The organism is Nocardia sp. NPDC005978, from assembly GCF_040614455.1.
Classification (GTDB): domain Bacteria; phylum Actinomycetota; class Actinomycetes; order Mycobacteriales; family Mycobacteriaceae; genus Nocardia.
In genome coordinates, this window is the sequence record NZ_JBEXUS010000142.1 from 1 (window position 1) to 18,989 (window position 18,989).

Annotated in this window: 17 protein-coding genes and 2 tRNA genes; 8 read left to right on the plus strand and 11 right to left on the minus strand. The window is 69.2% G+C overall.

Annotation, left to right across the window (positions count from 1 at the left end; genetic code table 11):
- Positions 1-17 precede the first annotated feature (17 nt).
- Positions 18-1,499 (minus strand): DUF222 domain-containing protein, encoded by a 1,482-nt coding sequence (locus ABZ319_RS36295; protein ID WP_354991102.1) that lies wholly within the window; start codon positions 1,497-1,499, stop codon positions 18-20.
- 262 nt (positions 1,500-1,761) lie between these two features.
- Between ABZ319_RS36295 and ABZ319_RS36300 the strand changes: the two genes are divergently transcribed.
- The 3 genes from ABZ319_RS36300 (at position 1,762) to ABZ319_RS36310 (ending at position 2,310) form a co-directional block, all read left to right on the plus strand.
- Positions 1,762-1,833: transfer RNA gene (locus tag ABZ319_RS36300), tRNA-Asn, on the plus strand.
- A gap of 29 nt (positions 1,834-1,862) precedes the next feature.
- Positions 1,863-1,936: transfer RNA gene (locus ABZ319_RS36305), tRNA-Asp, on the plus strand.
- A gap of 8 nt (positions 1,937-1,944) precedes the next feature.
- Positions 1,945-2,310 (plus strand): HIT domain-containing protein, encoded by a 366-nt coding sequence (locus ABZ319_RS36310; protein ID WP_354991103.1) that lies wholly within the window; start codon positions 1,945-1,947, stop codon positions 2,308-2,310.
- 104 nt (positions 2,311-2,414) lie between these two features.
- Here the strand turns inward: ABZ319_RS36310 and ABZ319_RS36315 are convergent, their stop codons facing one another.
- From ABZ319_RS36315 to ABZ319_RS36325, 3 genes are all read right to left on the minus strand, one after another.
- Positions 2,415-2,816, minus strand: coding sequence for a PPOX class F420-dependent oxidoreductase (locus tag ABZ319_RS36315; protein WP_354991104.1), 402 nt, complete (start codon positions 2,814-2,816; stop codon positions 2,415-2,417).
- A gap of 58 nt (positions 2,817-2,874) precedes the next feature.
- On the minus strand, positions 2,875-4,371 hold the full coding sequence (locus ABZ319_RS36320) for a carboxylesterase family protein (protein ID WP_354991105.1): 1,497 nt from the start codon (positions 4,369-4,371) through the stop codon (positions 2,875-2,877).
- A 79-nt stretch (positions 4,372-4,450) separates the two neighbouring features.
- Positions 4,451-5,353, minus strand: a complete 903-nt coding sequence (locus ABZ319_RS36325; RefSeq protein WP_354991106.1) for an SMP-30/gluconolactonase/LRE family protein — start codon at positions 5,351-5,353, stop codon at positions 4,451-4,453.
- A gap of 264 nt (positions 5,354-5,617) precedes the next feature.
- Between ABZ319_RS36325 and ABZ319_RS36330 the strand changes: the two genes are divergently transcribed.
- Both ABZ319_RS36330 and ABZ319_RS36335 read left to right on the plus strand, forming a co-directional pair.
- Positions 5,618-6,244, plus strand: coding sequence for a TetR/AcrR family transcriptional regulator (locus ABZ319_RS36330; RefSeq protein ID WP_354991107.1), 627 nt, complete (start codon positions 5,618-5,620; stop codon positions 6,242-6,244).
- Between the two features lie 272 nt (positions 6,245-6,516).
- Positions 6,517-8,049: an alpha/beta hydrolase gene (locus ABZ319_RS36335; RefSeq protein ID WP_354991108.1), complete on the plus strand. Its 1,533-nt coding sequence runs from the start codon at positions 6,517-6,519 to the stop codon at positions 8,047-8,049.
- A gap of 186 nt (positions 8,050-8,235) precedes the next feature.
- Here ABZ319_RS36335 and ABZ319_RS36340 read toward each other — a convergent pair whose 3' ends face one another.
- Genes ABZ319_RS36340 through ABZ319_RS36350 form a run of 3 tightly spaced genes read right to left on the minus strand, consistent with a single transcriptional unit; the run spans position 8,236 to position 12,423 of the window.
- Positions 8,236-9,696, minus strand: a complete 1,461-nt coding sequence (locus ABZ319_RS36340; RefSeq protein ID WP_354991109.1) for an FAD-dependent oxidoreductase — start codon at positions 9,694-9,696, stop codon at positions 8,236-8,238.
- A gap of 34 nt (positions 9,697-9,730) precedes the next feature.
- Positions 9,731-11,503: an NAD(P)-binding domain-containing protein gene (locus ABZ319_RS36345; RefSeq protein ID WP_354991110.1), complete on the minus strand. Its 1,773-nt coding sequence runs from the start codon at positions 11,501-11,503 to the stop codon at positions 9,731-9,733.
- Positions 11,503-12,423 carry a diiron oxygenase gene (locus ABZ319_RS36350; protein WP_354991111.1) on the minus strand — a complete coding sequence of 307 codons (921 nt, stop codon included), beginning with the start codon at positions 12,421-12,423 and terminating at the stop codon, positions 11,503-11,505. The genes ABZ319_RS36345 and ABZ319_RS36350 overlap by 1 nt, the downstream gene beginning before the upstream one ends.
- Positions 12,424-12,553: 130 nt before the next feature.
- On the opposite strand from ABZ319_RS36350, the gene ABZ319_RS36355 reads away from it, so the two are divergent.
- Entirely contained in the window at positions 12,554-13,174 is a 621-nt protein-coding gene (locus tag ABZ319_RS36355) for a TetR/AcrR family transcriptional regulator (RefSeq protein ID WP_354991112.1), read from the plus strand.
- A gap of 108 nt (positions 13,175-13,282) precedes the next feature.
- On the opposite strand, the gene ABZ319_RS36360 is transcribed toward ABZ319_RS36355, so the two are convergent.
- Positions 13,283-13,792 (minus strand): NUDIX domain-containing protein, encoded by a 510-nt coding sequence (locus ABZ319_RS36360; protein ID WP_354991113.1) that lies wholly within the window; start codon positions 13,790-13,792, stop codon positions 13,283-13,285.
- A 246-nt stretch (positions 13,793-14,038) separates the two neighbouring features.
- On the opposite strand from ABZ319_RS36360, the gene ABZ319_RS36365 reads away from it, so the two are divergent.
- Positions 14,039-14,419: a nitroreductase family deazaflavin-dependent oxidoreductase gene (locus ABZ319_RS36365; protein ID WP_354991114.1), complete on the plus strand. Its 381-nt coding sequence runs from the start codon at positions 14,039-14,041 to the stop codon at positions 14,417-14,419.
- A 7-nt stretch (positions 14,420-14,426) separates the two neighbouring features.
- Here the strand turns inward: ABZ319_RS36365 and ABZ319_RS36370 are convergent, their stop codons facing one another.
- The gene (locus ABZ319_RS36370; RefSeq protein WP_354991115.1) at positions 14,427-14,933 is read right to left on the minus strand and encodes a nitroreductase/quinone reductase family protein; all 507 of its coding nucleotides are present in this window, start codon (positions 14,931-14,933) and stop codon (positions 14,427-14,429) included.
- A 231-nt stretch (positions 14,934-15,164) separates the two neighbouring features.
- Here ABZ319_RS36370 and ABZ319_RS36375 point away from each other — a divergent pair, with 231 nt between their 5' ends.
- Positions 15,165-16,718 (plus strand): glycosyltransferase family 39 protein, encoded by a 1,554-nt coding sequence (locus ABZ319_RS36375; protein WP_354991116.1) that lies wholly within the window; start codon positions 15,165-15,167, stop codon positions 16,716-16,718.
- Here ABZ319_RS36375 and ABZ319_RS36380 read toward each other — a convergent pair.
- The gene (locus ABZ319_RS36380) at positions 16,648-18,141 is read right to left on the minus strand and encodes an AarF/ABC1/UbiB kinase family protein (protein WP_354991117.1); all 1,494 of its coding nucleotides are present in this window, start codon (positions 18,139-18,141) and stop codon (positions 16,648-16,650) included. The genes ABZ319_RS36375 and ABZ319_RS36380 overlap by 71 nt on opposite strands.
- A gap of 369 nt (positions 18,142-18,510) precedes the next feature.
- Positions 18,511-18,989: helix-turn-helix domain-containing protein (locus ABZ319_RS36385; RefSeq protein WP_354991118.1), on the minus strand; the 479-nt coding region annotated here is incomplete at its 5' end.

Below are 18,989 nucleotides of genomic sequence, written 5' to 3' on the forward strand. Positions count from 1 at the left end.
GGCTGCGGGGCAGCGCTCTAGCAGAGTCGCCGTGCCTGGATACCCGGCACACCCGAAGGGCTCGGCACACGCGGATGATGACGGAAATTCACCCGGGGTCTACGAGCGGGGTCGATATGCGGTGGCGGAATCCACCCGGTCTTGCCCGGATGCTCCGAATCCTCGGGCATCACTATCGTTTTCCAACCGTTCGGACCAGTGTTGACCTGGGCGTGGCAGGCATCGCACGCAAACGTCAGATTCTCTATGTCCGTTTCGCCGCCATCAGCCCACTCCTTGATGTGATGCACGGCCGAGCGGGTGGCGGGGGCGTCGCATCCCGGGCGGGTGCAGCCCCGCTCGACGGCGGTGAGCGCCAGGCGCTGCTCTACCGTTGCCAGGCGTTGCCCGCGTGAGAGGTGCAGGGGGCGGCCGTTGGCATCCACGATCACCAGGTACGGGGTGGACCGCGCGGCCAGCTTGACCGCTTCGGTGATCGAGAGCGTGCCCCCGGTGTTCGTGGTAGCGAGCCCCGTGCGCTGCTCCAGGTCCGTCAGGCGCATGGTGACCACGGTCGAGACCGGCAGCCCACGGTGGTAGCCGAGTTTGGTGGGCCCCATATCGGGGTGCAGGAACCGCAGCAGCGCATCGTGATTGCGTTGCGCTTCGCTGCGGTGATCACGCTTGGCGGCAGCTCGCAGCACCGCACGCGCGGCGACGGTGGCAGCATCCAAGTCGCTGTCGTCGGCGTCGATTTCGGTGTCGATCCCGAGTTGCGCGGTGGTGTGCGGGCTGTCCGGGTCATCGGGGTTGCACATGCCGGGGCGCGCGAACTTGGCGAACATGGGCAGGAACACCGCACCCAACTCCGGGGTCAGCAACCCCGAGATCGGGAACATCCCATCCGCACGTTGACGCCCGATGCAGATCCCGCGCATCCGCTGCCGGTCCTTGTCCGCGGTCAACACCCCGTCCGGGTCGGCGTAGGCCAGGACTCGGATACCGGCCTGGGTCACCCCTTTCGGGTCACCGACGCACGCGAAATCGGTCAACGTCTTCTCTGCGAGTTCCTTGAGCTTCGGTTCCACGCTGGCGGGGATCCGGTCCAGGACCTTCACGATCGCTTGCACGTGCTCGGCGGAGATCTCCCCGGCACGTTGGGCTGCGGCGATGTGCGGGAACACCGGCGGCCGCTGGAAACTGCCCTCGGACACGGTCGAGAGCCTGTCCGCGTTCCGCACCCGAGCGGCAGCATCGAAATGCGAGATCCGCAAGGTCTGTTGCAGGAACACGATCGGGCTCTTGATACCGGCCCGCGCGGGCAGTCCCCGTGCCGCGCATTCGAGAGCGAAGCGCTGCTTCACCGCTTCGAGCTTGCGGTAATCCGCCTCCAGCTTCTGCATCATCACGATGACCTCGTCATCGGACGACGAATACAGGGGTGATTCGAGAAGTCCTTCGACCACGACACCGTGTTCGTCTACACGGTGCGCGATGCTGGATTCCCCTCCCGAATTCATACCCCTATTCTACTCCTCGATAGCCACCTGCAATAGCCCAATCCCATTGTGATACAACAATATTCAGACCCGATTGCAGTTCAAACCGTCCGAATTCTGCCATTCTCCTGATGGGGTCGAACCGGATCAGCGTGCCGCGCGGGTGACCCAGACCCGAACATTGCTTCGATCTGGGCTGTAGGGGCCGAGAAAATCAGTTGTGGTCGCCGGCGAGGGCTGCGAATCTTGTTGTACCGCAACGCCGGGAGGCGGCGGTGAAGATTGGCCCGTAGCTCAGTGGCAGAGCACCCGCCTGTTAAGCGGGGGTGCGTAGGTTCGAATCCTGCCGGGCCAGCGGGGTGCTCGCCGGTGGCGAGCGCCTGGCGATCCGTAGCTCAAATGGCCAGAGCACCGCCCTGTCACGGCGGAGGATGCGGGTTCGAATCCCGTCGGGTTGACTGTTGGAATGGTGGGTGGGCTGGAGTCGTACCGGGGTGACGGTCGTTCGCCGGAGTGCGTCTTCTGCGGGCGAATCGTGAGGGGCGAATTCGACCGCGAATACGCCTTCGGAGTAGTGCGGTTCGCGCCGGTGAATCCCGTTGTGGCGGGGCATATGTTGTTCGTGCCGAGAGCGCATGCCGAGCACCCTGACGCGGACGCCGTGGGGCGATCCATGGCGGCCGCGGAGAGCTACGGCGGAGAGCGGAAGGCCGACTTCAATCTCATCACCTCGTCGGGGGTGGACGCGACGCAGACCGTTGCGCACATTCATGTGCACTACGTCCCTCGGCGGTCGGGGGACGGGTTGGCGCTGCCCTGGACCGGGCAGTGAGGGGCGGAAGCGGAGCCCTACTTCCCGGCGGAACGGGGATCCGGGCCCCTCGGTGGGCGGGGGATCCCACGTCCTAGCCCTGGCAGAAGTCAGCGAGCCGGAGCCTACTTCTCGGCCGGGACGGGGAGCGCTTGGACCTCGATCGCCGCGTGGACCTTGTCGATGCCGCCGCGAAGGATCGCCTGGGGCACGAAGTAGAAGGCGTGATTCCAGTAGCGCCGGACGATCTTGTCGAAGACCCTGCGGGTTTCGGTCGCGGGGAGCATCCGGGCCACGGCCTCGACGGGCTCGCCTTTCACTTTGCCCAGGACACCGCATTTCTGGATCGTGACGCGGGGAGTGTTCTTGATGCGCTTGGTTTTCCACGAGCCGTCGTCGGTGATGATCAGGAGCTTGCCGTCTTCGGGGACGCCCCAGACCGCGGTGGGTTTGGGGGTGCCGTCCTTGGTGTAGGTGGTCAGGAGCAGGTAGCGCTCGCGGTAGACGTCATCGAAGGTCGGGGCCATGGGGACCATCATCGCGCGGAACGGCGCTCGCCGCCGGGCAGGCGAGCGCCGGGTGGGGTCACGGTTTCGGGCGCGCCTGTCGCAGGGCGTGGAGATCGTCGGCGCGGGGGAGCGGGACGTCGGCGGACTCGGGGGCGTCGAAGACCCGGATGATTCGGGAATCGGTGTCGTAGGGCGTCCAGCCGGGACTGCCGTTCGTGGCGAAGGATACCCAGGCGCCGTGCATGTCGTCGGCGATCGCCCGGGGCGGGTTGGGGCCGGTCAGGGTGGGCAGCGCGTCGGGGCGGCCGAAGACGAAGGGGATCTCCAGGACGTGGCAGGCGCCGAGGTCGGCCACCGGTGAGCGCCAGGCGAATTCGTAGACGTACGTGGGGTTCGCCGCCCGGGACGTGGAATCCGCTATGCGCAGCGCGTCGTCGCGGAAGGCGAGATCGGTGATGATCGCGCAGAAGACGTCGGCGGGGCTCGCGCCGGGGCGGTTCGCGGCATAGGTCGCCACGACGGCGGGGTCCAGGCCGTAGCGGGCCACCGCGAACGGCAGGACCTGTTCGGTGATTCCGGCGGCCGCACCGGTGGGGAAGGTGAAGAAGCGGTATTCCTCGGCCGTCCAGCCGATGAGTAGCGGTACGGTCCGATCCGGTTCGGCGGCAAGGACATCGGTGGGGCGGGCGAGCACGAACTCCCCGTCGATCACCGGGAACAGGCTCATCACCCCGAAGCCGTTGGCGATGACCGTCGCACCCCAGCGTGCCGGATCCGGGTCCAGCATCACGTCGCGGGCGAGCTCGTCCTGCGCGGCGCGGAGCCGGGCCGGATCGAGGTCGCCGAACGCCGCGGCGGTGGGTTCGACCCCGAGCAAGCCGGCCAGATGGCGGGTGACCTCGGCCGCGTCCTGCGCGGCCGCCACCGTGGAACCGTTGGCGCTCTGGGCGATCGCGCGCTGGAACAGCCCCTGCGCGGGCGGGGACGCGATCAGGTCGAGGACGCTCATACCGCCCGCCGACTCACCGAAAATGGTGACATTGCCCGGATCGCCGCCGAACGCCGCGATGTTGCGCCGCACCCACTCCAGTGCGAAGACCTGATCGCGCAGTCCGCGATTGTGCGGTGCGCCCTCGACGACCGCGAAACCGGAGATGCCGAGGCGGTAGTTGATCGACACCAGCACCACGCCGTCGCGCGCGAATGTCGTTCCGTCGTACATGGTTCGGGCGTTCGAACCGCGGGTGAACGCGCCGCCGTGTATCCACACCATCACCGGCAGGCCGCTGCCGCCCACCTCGGGGGTCCAGACATTGAGGTTCAGGTAGTCGTCGCCGGGGATGCCGTCGCTGCCGATGAGGGCGTCGATCGGCGGTGGATACGGCGATTGCGCACACGTCGCGCCGAACTCGAGCGCGTCGCGGATGCCCGGCCACTCCGCCACCGGGGCGGGCGCTTGGAACCGCGCGGGGCCGACCGGCGCGGCCGCGTACGGAATGCCGAGGAAGCGGCTGATGCCGTTCTCGGTCCGGCCGCGGATCTTGCCGCCGGTGACGTGGACGATTGCTTCCATCGCGGGGACTCCTCGGGGTGCGGTGCGGGACTGTGTACATGGTGGGGGATCGGTATGGAGCGCGGGCCCGGATCGACCGTCAGGAAAGGGCCGGCGTTTCGGCGGCCGATATCGGGACGCGCAGCGCGACCACGGCCGCTTCGCGGGCGTTCGAGCGGGCATGCTCGTCGAAATCCGGTGCCGTGCAGGCGAACAGGGTGCGGCCGTCGGCCCCGCCGAGCGCGCAGGCGAAGACGCCGGTGGGGAGCACGATCTCGTCGGTGATGGTCCCGCCCGCCAGTACGCGGAGCAGGCGCGCGTGCAGGGCGTCGGCCACCCACAGGCCGCCGTCCGCGTCGAGGGCCGAACCGTCACCGCCCACGACGACCTGCGCGAGCACCGTGCCGAGATCGGCCTCGCCGGGGAGATCGCCGAACCGCGCCCAGACGCGCCGGTTCCCCAATACGCCGCCGGGTCCGATGTCGAACGCGGTGATCCGGTTGCCGAGGGTTTCGTTGACCAGCAGCACGTCGTCGCCGGTGATGACGCAGCCGTTGGGAAACCACAGGTCGTCGGCGACTTCGGTGACCGTTCCGTCCGGATCTGCCCGCAGCAGACTCGCGGGGCGCGGGGGTTCCGCCGCGCCCAGGTCGAATCCGAAGCTGCCGATGTAGGCGCGTCCGTGCCGGTCGACGGCCATGTCGTTGAGGTGACCGATCGCGTGCCCGGACAGATCCGCGTGGGTGACCAGGGTCCCTTCGGGTTCGCGGCGCAGCAGCAGGCGATCACGCATGGAGACGATCAGGAGGCGGCCGTCGGGGAGCCATCCCAGGCCGGACGGCCGGCCCGGGACCCGTGCCTCGACGCGCGGATCGCCGCCGTCGGCGGTGACGGACAGGACCTGGTGGGTGTACATGTCCGACAGCCACAATCGGCCCTCGTGCCACCGGGGGCCCTCCAGGAACGCGTAACCGGTCAGGAGGGTGGTGATCGCACTGCTCATGGAACGACTTCTCTCGGAATTCGGTGCTATCCGGTGGCGGCCTCGCGGGCGAAGCCGTGATCGGGGTGCACCTGGTCCACGCCGCCGTACGGGCAGGGTGGTCGGGATCTGGTGGATCTGAACGATCGTTCAGGTGGATTAGGGTCAGCATGGGTGAGATGGCGATCACATGTCAAGGAAAAAATATCTGTGGCCGAGGGCCATTGAAACCGCGACCGGGAGCCGTTATCGTTCGGCCTGAACACTCGTTCACCCAGGATGGACATGACTGCCAAATCGATCGGCGCGCCGGACCTGCTACCGGCCGGCGCGGACCTGTCCGGCACCCGGCGGCGGCTGTTCGAAACCGCCCTGCTGCAGTTCGGCGAACAGGGCTATCACGCGGTCTCCGTGCGGGATCTGGCCACCGCGCTGGGATTGCAGCCCGGGGCCATCTACACCCACGTCAGCTCCAAACAACAACTGCTCTACGAGCTCGTGGAAATGGGGCACCGGTATCAGCGCGATCTGCTCGAGGACGTTCTGCTCGGCACCGGGCCGGACCCCGTCGAGCAGGTGCGGGCGCTGGCCCGCGCGCACGTGCTGCTGCACCTGCGCTACCGCGAACTCGCCGGTGTCACCCATCGCGAATTCCGTTCGCTCACAGTCGAACAGCAGCAACAGCTCTACGCGATCCGCGGTGAGACCGAGCGGATGTTCCTCAACGTCATCGAGCGCGGCGTGCGCCTCGGCTCGTTCACCGTGTCCGATCCGTGGCTCAGTGTCGCGGCCATCGGCGCGATGGGGATTCGCGCGGCCGAATGGTGGACGCCGCAGGCGCCGTTCGACGCGGACAAGGTCGCGGACACCTTCGCGGGCTTCGCGATCGCGCTGCTGACCCGGCAGAGCTGACCACACCGCTTCCAGAGCAGCCGAGGGGTGCCGTCGTATCGCCTTGCGCGGCTGCGCAACCGACGATCACCTCGGGCCCGCGGGATTCGGCTGCCGCCGAACGGGTATCGCCGTGCTCGTGCGGCCGGGCCGGAACGCGGACGGCTCGACACGCCGACGGTGGCGCATCGGCCCGACCGGGCCCGCCCGCCTGGGAGTGTCGTACCCGTCGGCGCGCGGGGTACCGCCGCGCGTGATCAGTGCGTTCACCACACGAGGGGAGTTCCACCGGCATGAAGTCCGCCACCGCCGCGGCGACAGCGTTCCTGCTCGCGCTCACCCTGACCGGCTGCTCGCAGTCGTCACAGCCCGATGACGCGGAGCGATTGCAGCGGTTCTACGACCAGCAGCTGGCCTTCGGGGCCTGCGACGGGTACGCCACCACCGCGGGCGACGAGACCGCCATCGCAGCTAGGCCGGAATTCCGTTGTGCGCGTCTGGAAGTCCCGCTCGACTACGGGGATCCGGGTGGGCGCACCATGAAGATCGCCGTCCTGAAAGCGCCTGCCCGCGGGGAGCGGATCGGCTCGCTGCTGCTGAATCCCGGTGGGCCGGGCGGGCCGGGTATGGCCATGGCCGCCGTGGGCGCCAAGACCTGGGCGGCGAGCCCGGTGACCGAGCGGTTCGATCTGATCGGCTTCGACCCACGCGGGGTGGGCGCGTCCACGCCCGCCATCGACTGCTTCAGCGACGCCGAAACCGATGCGGGCGAGGCGGTGTTCCCGATGGCCTCGAGCGTCGGTCGCTGGACCGCCGACGACACCCGGGCGCTGGTCGAACGCTGCGCCGAACGCTCCGGCGGCACGGACGTGCTCGAGCACGTCGGCACGCGGGATGCGGTGCGCGACATGGACATCCTGCGCGCGGCGCTGGGGGACGAGAAGCTCAGCTACCTGGGTCAGAGCTACGGCACCCGGCTCGGGCCGGTCTACGCCGAGACCTTCCCCGAGCGCGTCCGCGCCATGGTCCTGGACAGCGCCATCGACCCGCACGCCGGAACCGTCGACCGCCGCATCACCCAATTCGCGGGATTCCAGCGCGCTTTCGACAAGATGGCCGCCGACTGCGCCACCCGGCCGGACTGTCCCCTGGGCACCGATCCCGCGCGGGCCACCGCGAGCTTCCAGCAGCTCACCCGTTCGCTCGCGGACACACCGATCGAGGTCCAGGGCCACCGGCTGAGTTTCACCGACGTGTGGGGCGCGGTCACCGCCGGGCTCTACGACTCCGCGGCCTGGCCGGTGATCACCAAGGGCCTCACCGAGTTGCGCGCGGGCAAGGGCGACACGCTCGTCGCACTCGGCAACGCCTTCGGCGGCCGCGGACCCGACGGCCGCTGGCCCAACTTCGCCGAAGCCGCGTACGCGATCAACTGCATGGACGAGGAACGCCGCACCCCGGACGAGGAAACCGAGCTGCGTCGCCGCCTGTACGCGGCGGCCCCGTACATGGACCCGGGCACGGGGGTCGAGGGCGCTCGCGACGCCTGCGAGTTCTGGCCCGCACCACCCACTCTCGGCTACCCGTACGCCGAGGGCATCAGGGGCCTCCCGCAAACCCTCACCATCGGCATAACCGGCGATCCCGCCACCCCGTACCCCGGCAGCCGGTCCCTGGCCGAAACCCTCGGCGGCACACTGCTCACCGTCGACGGCGAGCAGCACACCGTCGCCCTGTCCCCGGTCAGCCCCTGCGTCAACGCGATCGTCGCGGACTACCTGGTCGACCTGAAAACCCCACCCGCGGAGGCTCGCTGCACGCTGTGATTCGCCGGGACGCACCGTGGTCCGGCGGCCCGGCACCGATGCAGGACCTCGGTCTCCGGCATTCCAGGTGCGTCACCGTGCGGTTCTGCGGCACGAAGGCGGTCGTCGAACTACCACTTTCGCGGGCCGGACGGGCCCGGCCGACTGTCGTCGTCATGTCCGGACCCCCGGTCGCCCGGGCGGCGGTCAGCGCCGAGCGGGTTCGGGGCGCATGCCCGCGCGATGGTCGGCGAGCAGGCTCGCGACGGTTTCCTCCGCACACGTGCGATTGGTGCCGATCACGCCGGTCGGGCCGCGTTTGATCCAGCCCGCGGCATAGACGCCGGTGACGGGCATGCCCGTGGAGTCCACGACACGGCCGCCGGAGTGCGGGATGGTGTGGGTGTGCGGGTCGAAGGCGACGCCGGCGATGGGACGTCCGCGGAATCCGATCGCCGCGACCACGATAGACGTGTCGATCATCGCGTCGGGGTTCGGCGGGCCGTCGTGGGTGGTGCGTTCGGTGCGGACTCCGGACACCGCGCCGGATCCGAGCACGGCGGTGGGCGCGGTGTGGAAACGCAGGACGATCCGCCGGTTGCCGGGGACCGGCGGCCGGGTCGCCGCCTCGGCCAGCAGTTCCACGCGGGTGCGGGCCACCCGGTCGGGGATGTGCCGCGCGGGTAGGTCGGCGGGATCGACGATCACGTCGATATCGGGGCGTTCCAGCAGGCCCACCAGTTCGGGGACGGTGAAACGGGTGTGCTCGGGACCCCGGCGGCCGAGGACCACGACCTCCTCGACGGCGCTGCGCCGCAGCGTGTTCAGGGCGTGTCCCGCGATCGTGGTGGCGGCCAGGCGGTGCGGCTCGGTGGCCAGTACGCGCGAGATATCCAGCGCCACATTGCCGTTGCCCACCACCACGGCCCGGCGCGCGGACAGATTCGGGGCGAGCGAGCGATGGGCGGGGTGATCGTTGTACCAGCCGGCGAAGGCATCGGCGTAGCAGACACCGGGCAGGGTCGCCCCCGGGATCGTCAGCCGGTTGTGGTCGGCGGCACCGGTTGCGTAGATGACCGCGTCGTGGCGGGCAAGCAGGTCGGCGTGACCGGTCTCCGCGCCGATCTCGACACCGAGGCGCAGCCGGAAGCGGGCGCGCTTGCCGGGGCCGAAGTCGAACCGATCGACCACGCGCTTCGTCGCGGGGTGATCCGGTGCGACCCCGTGCCGAACGAGACCGTAGGGGACGGACAGCTTTTCGTACATCTCGACCCGGATTCCGGGATGTCGCAGCAGCGCCGCGGCGCTGTAGAACCCGGCCGCCCCCGAACCGACCACGGCGACGTTCAACGGTGTCGCCGTGGTGACCAGACCCGTTGGGGGTCGCATACGGATGAAACTCGGCGGCGCGGAGTTGTCGCGGTAGTAGCCGGCATTGACCGAGGCGAACGGCCGGGTTGCGGCGGTAAGGGCGGTCTCGGGCCGGATCGCGTCCACGGGACACGCGTCCGCGCACGCCCCGCAGTCGATACAGGTCGCCGGATCGATATGCAGCAGTTCGGCCGTGGCGAAGCCGGGCTCCTCCGGTGTCGGGTGAATGCAGCCCACCGGGCACGCCGCCACGCAGGAGGCGTCGTTGCAGCAGTTCTGGGTGATGACGTAGGCCATGAGAGTCCTTGCGGTACAGGGGAGAACGCGTCGTTCAGACGTCGAGCGGGTGCGCGTAGGGAAACGCGCCGTGCCCGGTGATGTGTGAGCCACCCCAGGGGTCCCCGTCGGTCAGCGTCGCCGGCACCGGGTCACGGCCCGGAACCCGCAGGCGCACCGGTCGATTCGCGACCGGATGCAGCCGGGCCAGGTTCGCGCACGCGTCGAGCCGCCCGGACCAGTGCACGGTGTTGCCGATCGGCTGATACAGGGCGAGCAGGTGCGCGCGCACCGGATACTCGACGCCGTCGGGGCCGCTGACGAAGGCCGGGCCGTGGTACTCGTCCTCGTCCTCGCGATCCTCGGCGCGGGTGAACTCGAAGTCGCCGGATCGCGGCATCCGGGTGCGCCGCCAGTACTCGAGGGTCGAGCCGGGCCAGATCGCCCGGTTCACGCCCTCGTCGTCCAGGTACCAGCTGCGGCAGCCGCCGGTGGTCCACACCGTGCCCCGGGACCGGTGTTGCAGCATCCGGTTGAACTGCTGCTGCACATGCGCTTTCACCTCGACACGGGTGGCCTCGCGATCGCGCATCGTCGTTAGCAGTTGCGCGATGTAGCGGGCCTGGGCCTCGATCATGAAGACGATCGACTGGTTGCCGACGCCGCTGTTGGGGCCGACGAGCAGGAAGTAGTTGGGTAGGCCGTGTGCGGCCAGCCCGAGGTACGCCTGCGGGCCGTCGCGCCACAGCTGCCGGACGGTGCGCCCGCCCGCGCCGGTCAGGTTCCGGCCGTGGAACTTGTCCGCGACCTGGAATCCGGTGCCGTAGACGATGATGTCGGCCGGATGGTCGACCCCGTCACCGGTCCGGACCCCGGTCTCGGTGATTCCCGTGATCGGGGCGGTGACAACGGTGACGTTCTCGCGTGTCAGCGCGGGATAGTAGCGATTGTCGATCACCATGCGCTTGCAGCCGATCTCGTAGTCCGGTGTCAGTCGCTCGCGGAGAACGGGATCGCCGATCTGTCGGCGCAGATGCGCCCGCGCCACCGCGCGCACCATCGGCATGTATCGCGGGCGCAGGAACGCGCCGACCAGCGCCTCGTGGCCGAAATAGACGCCGGCCCGCGCCATCCCGCGCAGCCCCGGGATCGCCCGGTACGCGGTGCGCTCGGCGGCGGTGATCGGGCGATCGAGTTTGGGCAGTAGCCAGCTCGGCGTGCGCTGGAACACGGTCAGGTGTTCGGCGCGCGCGGCCAGATGCGGGGTGAACTGCACCGCGGAGGCGCCGGTCCCGATCACCGCGACCCGGCGGCCGGTCGGATCGGCCGTGTGATCCCATCGGGCGGAATGAAAGATGCTGCCCGCGAACGCATCCGCGCCGGGAATGGCGGGGACGTTCGGGATGTGCAGCGGCCCGGTGCCGTCGATGACCGCGCGGGCGGTGCGTTCGACGCCGTCGGCGGTGGTGACGGTCCAGGTGTCGGAGTTCTCGTCGAAGGTCTCCGCGACGACCTCGGCGCCGAAGCGGATGTCGCGGCGCAGGTCGAAGCGGTCTGCCACCGAGCGCAGGTACTCGAGGATCTCGGGCTGGGTCGCGTAGCCGCGCGTCCACCTCGGATTGGGTGCGAAGGAGAACGAGTACATCAGCGACGGCACGTCGCACGCCGCGTCGGGATAGGTGTTCTCTCTCCAGGTGCCGCCCACCTCGCCGGCCTTCTCGAGGATCACGAAGTTGTGCATGTTCTTGCGGCGCAGCATGATCGCCGCGCACAGGCCGGCGAACCCGGCCCCGACGATCACGACGTCGTACCTCGGGGATCCGCTCATCACAGGAATCCGAATCGACGCCACAGCAGTCGCGAGACCGGATTCATCAGGCCGTTCTCGCACAGGAACCGGGACAGGCCCTCGAACGCCTCGCGGCGGCGCGCGTTGACCGGTTCGTTGGCGCGGGCCTGGCGCATCGCCTCGGCGGCGTCGAGTCCGCACCGCTCGTACACACGCCGGTCGTACATCAGCCGGCGCAGCACGAAACCCGCCGCGCCGTTGGCCGAGGCCGCGAATTGCCGTTCCCACCACGGCGCGTGCCGCACACGCCGCCGCACGCCCTCGCGGGCGTAGCGAATGTGGCGGGCTTCCTCGGTGACGTGAATGCGCATGATCTGCGCGACGATCGGCTGCAGGTCCGGGTGCCGCGCGAACGCGCGCTGCGCGTCGTCGATGACCTCCTCGCCGCACAGGGCGGCCACCCACAGGAACAGACCCCGGTAGAAGAACGGAAAGCTCTGCACCGCCATCGCTTCCAGCGGCGAGAGCCGGTACGGCAGGGCGCCGACGGCGGTGATCACGCGGCTGAACATGATCATGTGGCGGGTCTCGTCGCCGATTTCGGTCAACGCGTACTGCACGTTTCGCGAGGTCGGGTCCTGATGGAGCATCGCCCGCAGCAGGCCCTGGTTCAGCGTGTTCTCGAACCACACCGCCCGGCTGAGCATGTTCGCCAGCTCCTGCCGGGAGAGCTCGACGCGATCGGAGTGGGACATGTTCTGCCACAGCGGCGTTCCGTACAGCGAGATCGTCTCGGGCGGCATGTAGAACAGGTTCGGGTCCTGGGGCGCGTCCCAGTCGACGTCGACGAGCGAGTTGTAGGAGCGCCGCAGGGAACCTCCGATCAGGCGCTCGGCGACGGCGTCGCGGGCCTCGGTGTTGATCGCGCGGGGATCGGTCGAATCGGTCGACGCGGTCATCGTGTCCTCCTCCTGGACGAACCGGCGGCGGATCACGCGGCGCGTAATCGCCGGTGCTCGGCATCTGCGCCGGCTGTCAGTGGAATAGTAGACATATAGTGTCTATGTGTCTACTTCGTAGGATGTGGCCATGAGCCCGAAGGTGATGAGCGGCAAAGCGGCGAGCGGCACCCGCGAGCGCATCCTGGACGCCACACGCGAACTGGCCGCCGGCACCGGGATGCGCAAGCTGTCCATGGACGAGGTGGCCCGGCGGGCCGGGGTCAGCCGAGCGGGGCTGTACAAGCATTTCGCGGGGCGCGACGCGCTGATCAGCGCCCTGGTCGAGGAGGAGTTGGCCACGTTCTTCGCGGGCGTGCAGGCCGTGGCGCAGGGCTACGACGACGACGCGGACCGGCTGGTGCATTCGTTCGCCGCGGCCTATCGCAGCCTGAGCGAGCATCCGGCGATTCGTCCCGTGCTGACCATGAATCCGGAACTGTTCCTGCCCTACGTCATCACCGCCGACAGTCAGGCGCTCAACTGGGGGCGGATGTTCGTCGCGACGTTCCTGCCGCTGGACGGCTGGTCGACGCCGGACGCCGCGAACCGATTCGCCGAGCACGTGGCCCGGGCCTTCCACACCCTGATCCTGATTCCGTCCGAGGTACTCGGGCTGGATCGGCCAGACGGCCCGGAGGAGTACGCGCGGGACTTCCTGCTGCCCGTGTTGGAACACCTACGGCCGGAGGTGGATTCGAAGTCGGAGTAGCGCGTTTGACGGGGATTCGGACCTTTTCGCGCGGGGTGCGGGAACAGGCGCGGGGTGCGGAACTCGGCACTGAGGCACGCGATCCGGAGCGGGACGTGGAGACCCGGTTCAGCGCAGCAGGTGCGGGACCAGGACCCGGGTGTCGGGGACGAAGGGCCAGGCGGGGTCGGTCAGGTGGGCGCGGAGCTCGGCGTCGGTCCACCACCAGCCGTCGGCTATCTCGGTGGCCTGGTGGCGCAGGGGGCCGTCGGAGCGGTACTCGTAGGCGAAGAGGTGGCAGCGCATGGGTTTTCCCGCCCACTCGCCATCCCAGGAGACCGTGGCGAGCGGCTTCAGGGGAACCTCCGCGGTGATGCCCAGTTCCTCGGAGAGTTCGCGGGCCGCCGCGTCGGCGGGGTCCTCGCCGGGGTCGAGGACCCCGCCGGCCAGGCAGTCGTGCATGCCCGCGAAGACGGCCTTGGTGTCGGTGCGGCGGTGGACGTAGATCCTGGAACCGTCCAGGGAGCGCACGAGCACCCCGGCGGCGGCGTGCCACAGGCCCGTCGCATAGACGACCGCGCGATCCTGCGAGCCGATCTCGTTGCCTGCGGCGTCGTAGATCGCGATCATCTCGGGCATGGGGCTCCTCTCCGCGCCGGGGCCGACGGTCGGACCCGAACACTAGTCAGCGGGACGACGGCGGTCGCGGTCCGGGTCCGCCGCTACCGGATTCGAATGTCGCGGGGGTGGCCGAGGCCACAACCACACCCGAGGCCACAACGACACCCGAGGCCACGATCCCAACCCGGGCCCACAATCACACCCGGGACCGGAATGCGGCGTAGCCTCTGGGACGCAAACGTTTTCGTCGGAGAGGACGAGATCATGCCGTTGCCGCAGGCGCTGGCCAGACTCAATCGACGCGTCAGCAATCCGGTGCTGGGCGTGCTGGCGCGGGTCGCGCCGGGGTTCGGAATCGTGCGGCACGTCGGCCGCAATTCCGGGCGCGCGTATTCCGTGCCGGTCATGGTGTTCCAGCGCGACGGCGGGTACCGCATCGCCCTGACCTACGGGCGGAACGTGGACTGGCTCAAGAACATCCGGGCGGCGGGCAGTTTCGAGTTCCAGACCCGCGGGCACGTGGTGCGACTCACCGACCCGGTGGTGGGACAGGACTCCTCGGCGTCCTGGGCCCCGCCGGGCGTGCGGCAGGTTCTGGTCGCGCTGTCCGCCGAGAACTACGTGCAGGCGCGCGTCGCCGAGTGAGGACCGGCTAGCGGTGCGGGGTGAGGCGGATGACGACCCCGCCCTGCTGCCAGGTCTGATAGATGTCGGCCCGGTGCGGGGAGCCGTCCGGGTCGAAGCCGATGCCGTTGAAGGCCGCGTTGCGGGCGTTGTCGCGGGCGACGATCTCGTACAGGCGCATGACCGATTCGCTGTCGGTGTGCACCTCGGCGTCCATCGTGCGCCGGGGACCGCCCGCGCTGATCTCGAGCGGCACGTCCTTGCGGATGTTGCGCACCCAGGGATGGTTGGCGGTGCCGATGAGCAGTTCGCCCTCGTGCCGGGTGTAGGCGAGGGGCACGTCGTAGACCTTCCCGGTCTTGCGGCCCACCACGTGCAGGATCAGTAGCCGTTTGCCGACCACGCCCGACAGCACGGGCACGCGCAGCAGCACGCGGATGAACTTGTTCAGGGTGCCCTGGGACGAGCGGATCGGCTGCGGGCCGGTCGTGGTGGGGATACCGAACGGATTGGTCTCGGGCGGCTGGGCGGTCATGGCCACACTCCTTGCCTGAAAGATGTTGTACGGCAGTGCGATACGGGCGCAAGTATAGGCCGCTGCGACAGGGGCTTTGGTGCGGTGGTGGCGCGCCTGGGCCGCGCGGGCGAGCGACAGCGCGTTCGAGAGCGCGATTTGTCCGAATTACAGCTGTTTCGCAGGCGGGCCGGATCTGATGAAAGCTGTAGATTTGCTGAAGTCCAGTGCCTGCCTGCGAGGAGTGTGCCGATGACCGACGTGGTTGATCGTCCGGCTCAACCCGGATCCTCGGGACGACATGCGGCGGTGGAAGAGCAGACCGGCATGGCGTGGTGGGCGGTCGCGGCCGTTGCCGTTCCGGCTGCTGTGGTGTTGCTGTTGTCCTCCACGCGGTACGGGTACTTCGGCGACGAACTGTACTTTCTGGCCTCGGGGCGCCGCCCGGCCTTCGGGTACGCCGACCAGGGGCCGGTGCTCCCGCTGCTCGCCCGGCTGATGGACACCCTCGCGCCGGGCTCCTGGTTCGTGCTGCGACTGCCGGCCGTGCTGCTGACCGTGGCGGCGATCGTGCTGTGCGCCATGCTCGCCCGTGAATTCGGCGGCGGGCGCTGGGCGCAGGCGCTCGCGGCCCTGGGCTACGCGACCTCGCCGTTTCTGCTGCTGCAGGGCGCCATGCTCACCACCAACGCCATCGACACCGCGCTGTGGGTGATCATCACCTGGCTGGTGGTGCGCTGGGTTCGCACCCGCCAGGATTGGCTGCTGCTGATCGCGGCCCTGGTCACCGCGCTGGACCTGCAGGTCAAATGGCTCATCCCGTTCTTCTGGATCGCCGTCGCCATCAGCAGCCTGATCTGCGGTCCCCGCGATCTGGTGCGCCGGCCGCTGCTGTGGCTGGGCGGTGTGCTGGCCGTGCTCGCGACCGTGCCCGAACTGCTCTGGCAGCACGAACACGACTGGCCGCAGCTCGAGATGGGCCGGATCATCGCCGATGAACAGGACATCCTCGGCGGCCGGTTGCTCTTCGTGCCCATGTCGGTGAGCTTGGCCGGATTCCTCGGGACGCTGCTGCTGCTCTGGGGGCTGTGGGCGCTGCTCACCTGGGATCTGCTGCGGCCCTACCGCTTTCTCGGTCTCACCCTGATCCTGCTGTACCTGGCGTTCCTGGTCTCGGGCGGGCGGATCTACTACGCGGCGGGGATGTACGGGGTGATGATCGCCGCGGGTGCGGTCGGGCTGGTCACCACCGCCGAACGCGTGACGGCGCCGTGGCGGCGCGTCCTGATCGTCGCCACCGCGCTGCTGGCTTCGGCCGCAACCGCTTTCGTGCTCTACTCGACGCCCTGGCGACCGGCCGACGACATCCGCCCGCCCGCCGACGACGCCGAGGCCGCCATCAATATCGGCGTCTACGGCTCCTTCGGCTGGCACGAACTCACCGACGAGGTGATCCGCGTCTACGACGCGCTGCCCCCGGCGGAGAAGGAACGCGCCGTCATCCTCACCGACACCTATTGGCAGGCCGCGGCCCTGGACCAGTTCGGCCGCGACCAGTTGCCGCCCATCTACAGCCCGAGCCGCGGTTTCGGCTACTTCGGCGCTCCGCCGGACGACGCGACCGCGGTGCTGGCCGTCGGCGGCTACGAGGTGCTGCTGCGCACGCAGTTCGCGAAGGTCGAACCGGTCGGCAAGGTGGACACCCGGATCGGATTCCCGGGCAACACCCAGGACGTCACCATTTGGAAGTGCACGGAACGGAAGGAACCGTGGTCGAAGGCGTGGCCGAACTGGATGCATCTGTGACCGCCACCAGGTGACGCGTCACCGGCGGTAGCTCCTCGCCTAGCAGGAAGCGCTCCAGCGGGGCCGCCAATTCCGGTATGTAGGTGAGGAGTTCGGCGCGCAGCGGGCCCTCCACGTCCAGCTGGCACAGCACCCCGGCCGTGGCCACGATGGCCCGGCCGATCGGGGTGTACTGCGGCGCCGAGGTCAGCTCCCGGCACACGTTGGACAGTCGCAGATCGGTGGCCCGCAGCACCTGGCGGCGCAGCCACGGCGTGGTCAGGCGCACCACGCGGTGATAGAACAGCTCGCGGACCTCGGTGGTCACGATCCGCAGCGCGGCGATGTCGAAATCGCGGTCGGAGCGGACGAATTCGTGCCGGCGCAGTACCGCGAGCAGCTGGGCGTCCGTGCCGTTGAACGCCGCGTCGGCTATCTCGCCCACCAGGGCCGGGAAGTCGGCGGGAAAGGTCGGGCACGCGCCGAAATCGACCACGCCCAGACGGCCGTCGCGCAGCACTCGGAAGTTACCGGGATGCGGATCGGTGTAGAGCCGCCCGGTGCGCACACCCGAGGACAGCACGAACCGGGTGATCAGCAGACCGATCCGATCCTTCTCCTGCTGTGCGCCGGATTCGATGATGCGCGGCAACGGAATTCCGTCGAGCCATTCGCTCACCAGGACATCGCCCTGCTGGTGGACCACCTCGGGCACCACGAAATCCGGATCGTCGGCGTACGCGGTGGCGAAGCTGCGCTGGGTGGCGGCCTCGGTGACGTAGTCCAGTTCCTCGTTGATGCAGTCCGCCAGTGCCGCGGCCAGCGCGCGGGTATCGGCGGCGGGCGCGAAAACCGTTGCCAGCGGGGCCAATCGGCGAATCTGCTCCAGGTCCGAGCGCACCGATTCGCGGGCACCGGGATACATGAGCTTGACCGCCACCGCGCGCCCGTCGTGCCAGACGGCCCGGTGCACCTGACCCACCGAGGCCGCGGCACAGGCCCGCGCGTCGAAGCGGGTGAAGTGGCTCTCCCACTCGGGCCCCAGGTTCTCGGCCATGGCCGCGCGCACCGCCCCGGGCAGCATGGCCGGGGCCGAATCCTGCAGGTGGCTCAGGGCCTCGCGATAGGGGGCGCCGAGTTCGGCGGGCAGGGCCAGCTCGTACAGCGCGAGCAATTGACCGAGTTTGGCCGCGCAGCCCTTGAGCTCGCCGAGCACCTCGAACATGTGCTGGGCGGTGCGGGCCTGGATGTCGAGTTCCACCTCGTGCGCCGGGCGGCCGAGCGCGCGCCTGCCCACCCCGCCCGCGCGCCGGGCCGCGTAGGCCACCGGCAGTGAGACGATCTTGGCGTTGCGGACCGATGCGCGAGTCGGCGGCTGCCCGGCGGTGTCGGAATCGGCACGGCGGCGCAACCGCCGGAATCCACCCTGGCGCGGTTCGGGCATGGAATACCTCCGAAGATCGGTGTCTCAGTGTGTCATGCGGTCGATCTCAGGGGGAGAGGGTGCGGGGGAGAAGATTGCTGAGAATTTTGGCCAGGCGGGGTGATTGCGGGCGGTGAATCCGTGCGGTGGCGGGCATGATTCGCTGTTGTCTGGGACGAATTCATCGGCAGACCGTAGCGGACATATGGCGGTCGAAATGGCGATTTATGTCCACCTCACGGGTGCCTGCTCCCGTGATCGGCTACTTCTAGATCATCTTTGAGCCTTGGCGTCCGACTGTCCGGGTCTGAGAGCGGATCGGGCCCAACCGAACCCGGACAGTCGTCGCTCGGCATGCGTATTCGGGCCGCCCGTGCGGTGTGCGGCGGGTTACGGGGAGAAGGACGCCGATTCCAGGCAGCGGGCGATCCGGGCCGCGGACAGGGTCATCGCGTCGGTGGGCCGGTGCGGGTCCAAACCGGTGAGCTCGTGCACCCGCGCCAATCGATAGGTGACGGTGTTGCGGTGGATATTGAGCAGGCGCGCGGTGGCCAGCTGGTTGAACCCGGTGTCCACGAACACCTCCAGGGTTTCGGCCAGCAGCGGCTGCGCGTCCAGCGGGGCCAGGACCGCGGCCAGGCCCGGCCGCGCCGAACCGCCCGCCGCGATCGTGTACTCGAACATGAGATCTGCTCTGCGGCACAGCATCTGCGGACGGTCCAGGCAGCGGCCGAGTTCTGCCAGCATGCGCGCCTCGGTGAACAGGTCCGGAATCTCGGCCCGGGAATTCGCGCTGGCCACCCCCACCCAGAACGGCGCGGGCGGCGCGGCGCGGCGGCCCGGTTCGGCCGCGGGTTCGCCCCTGCGCC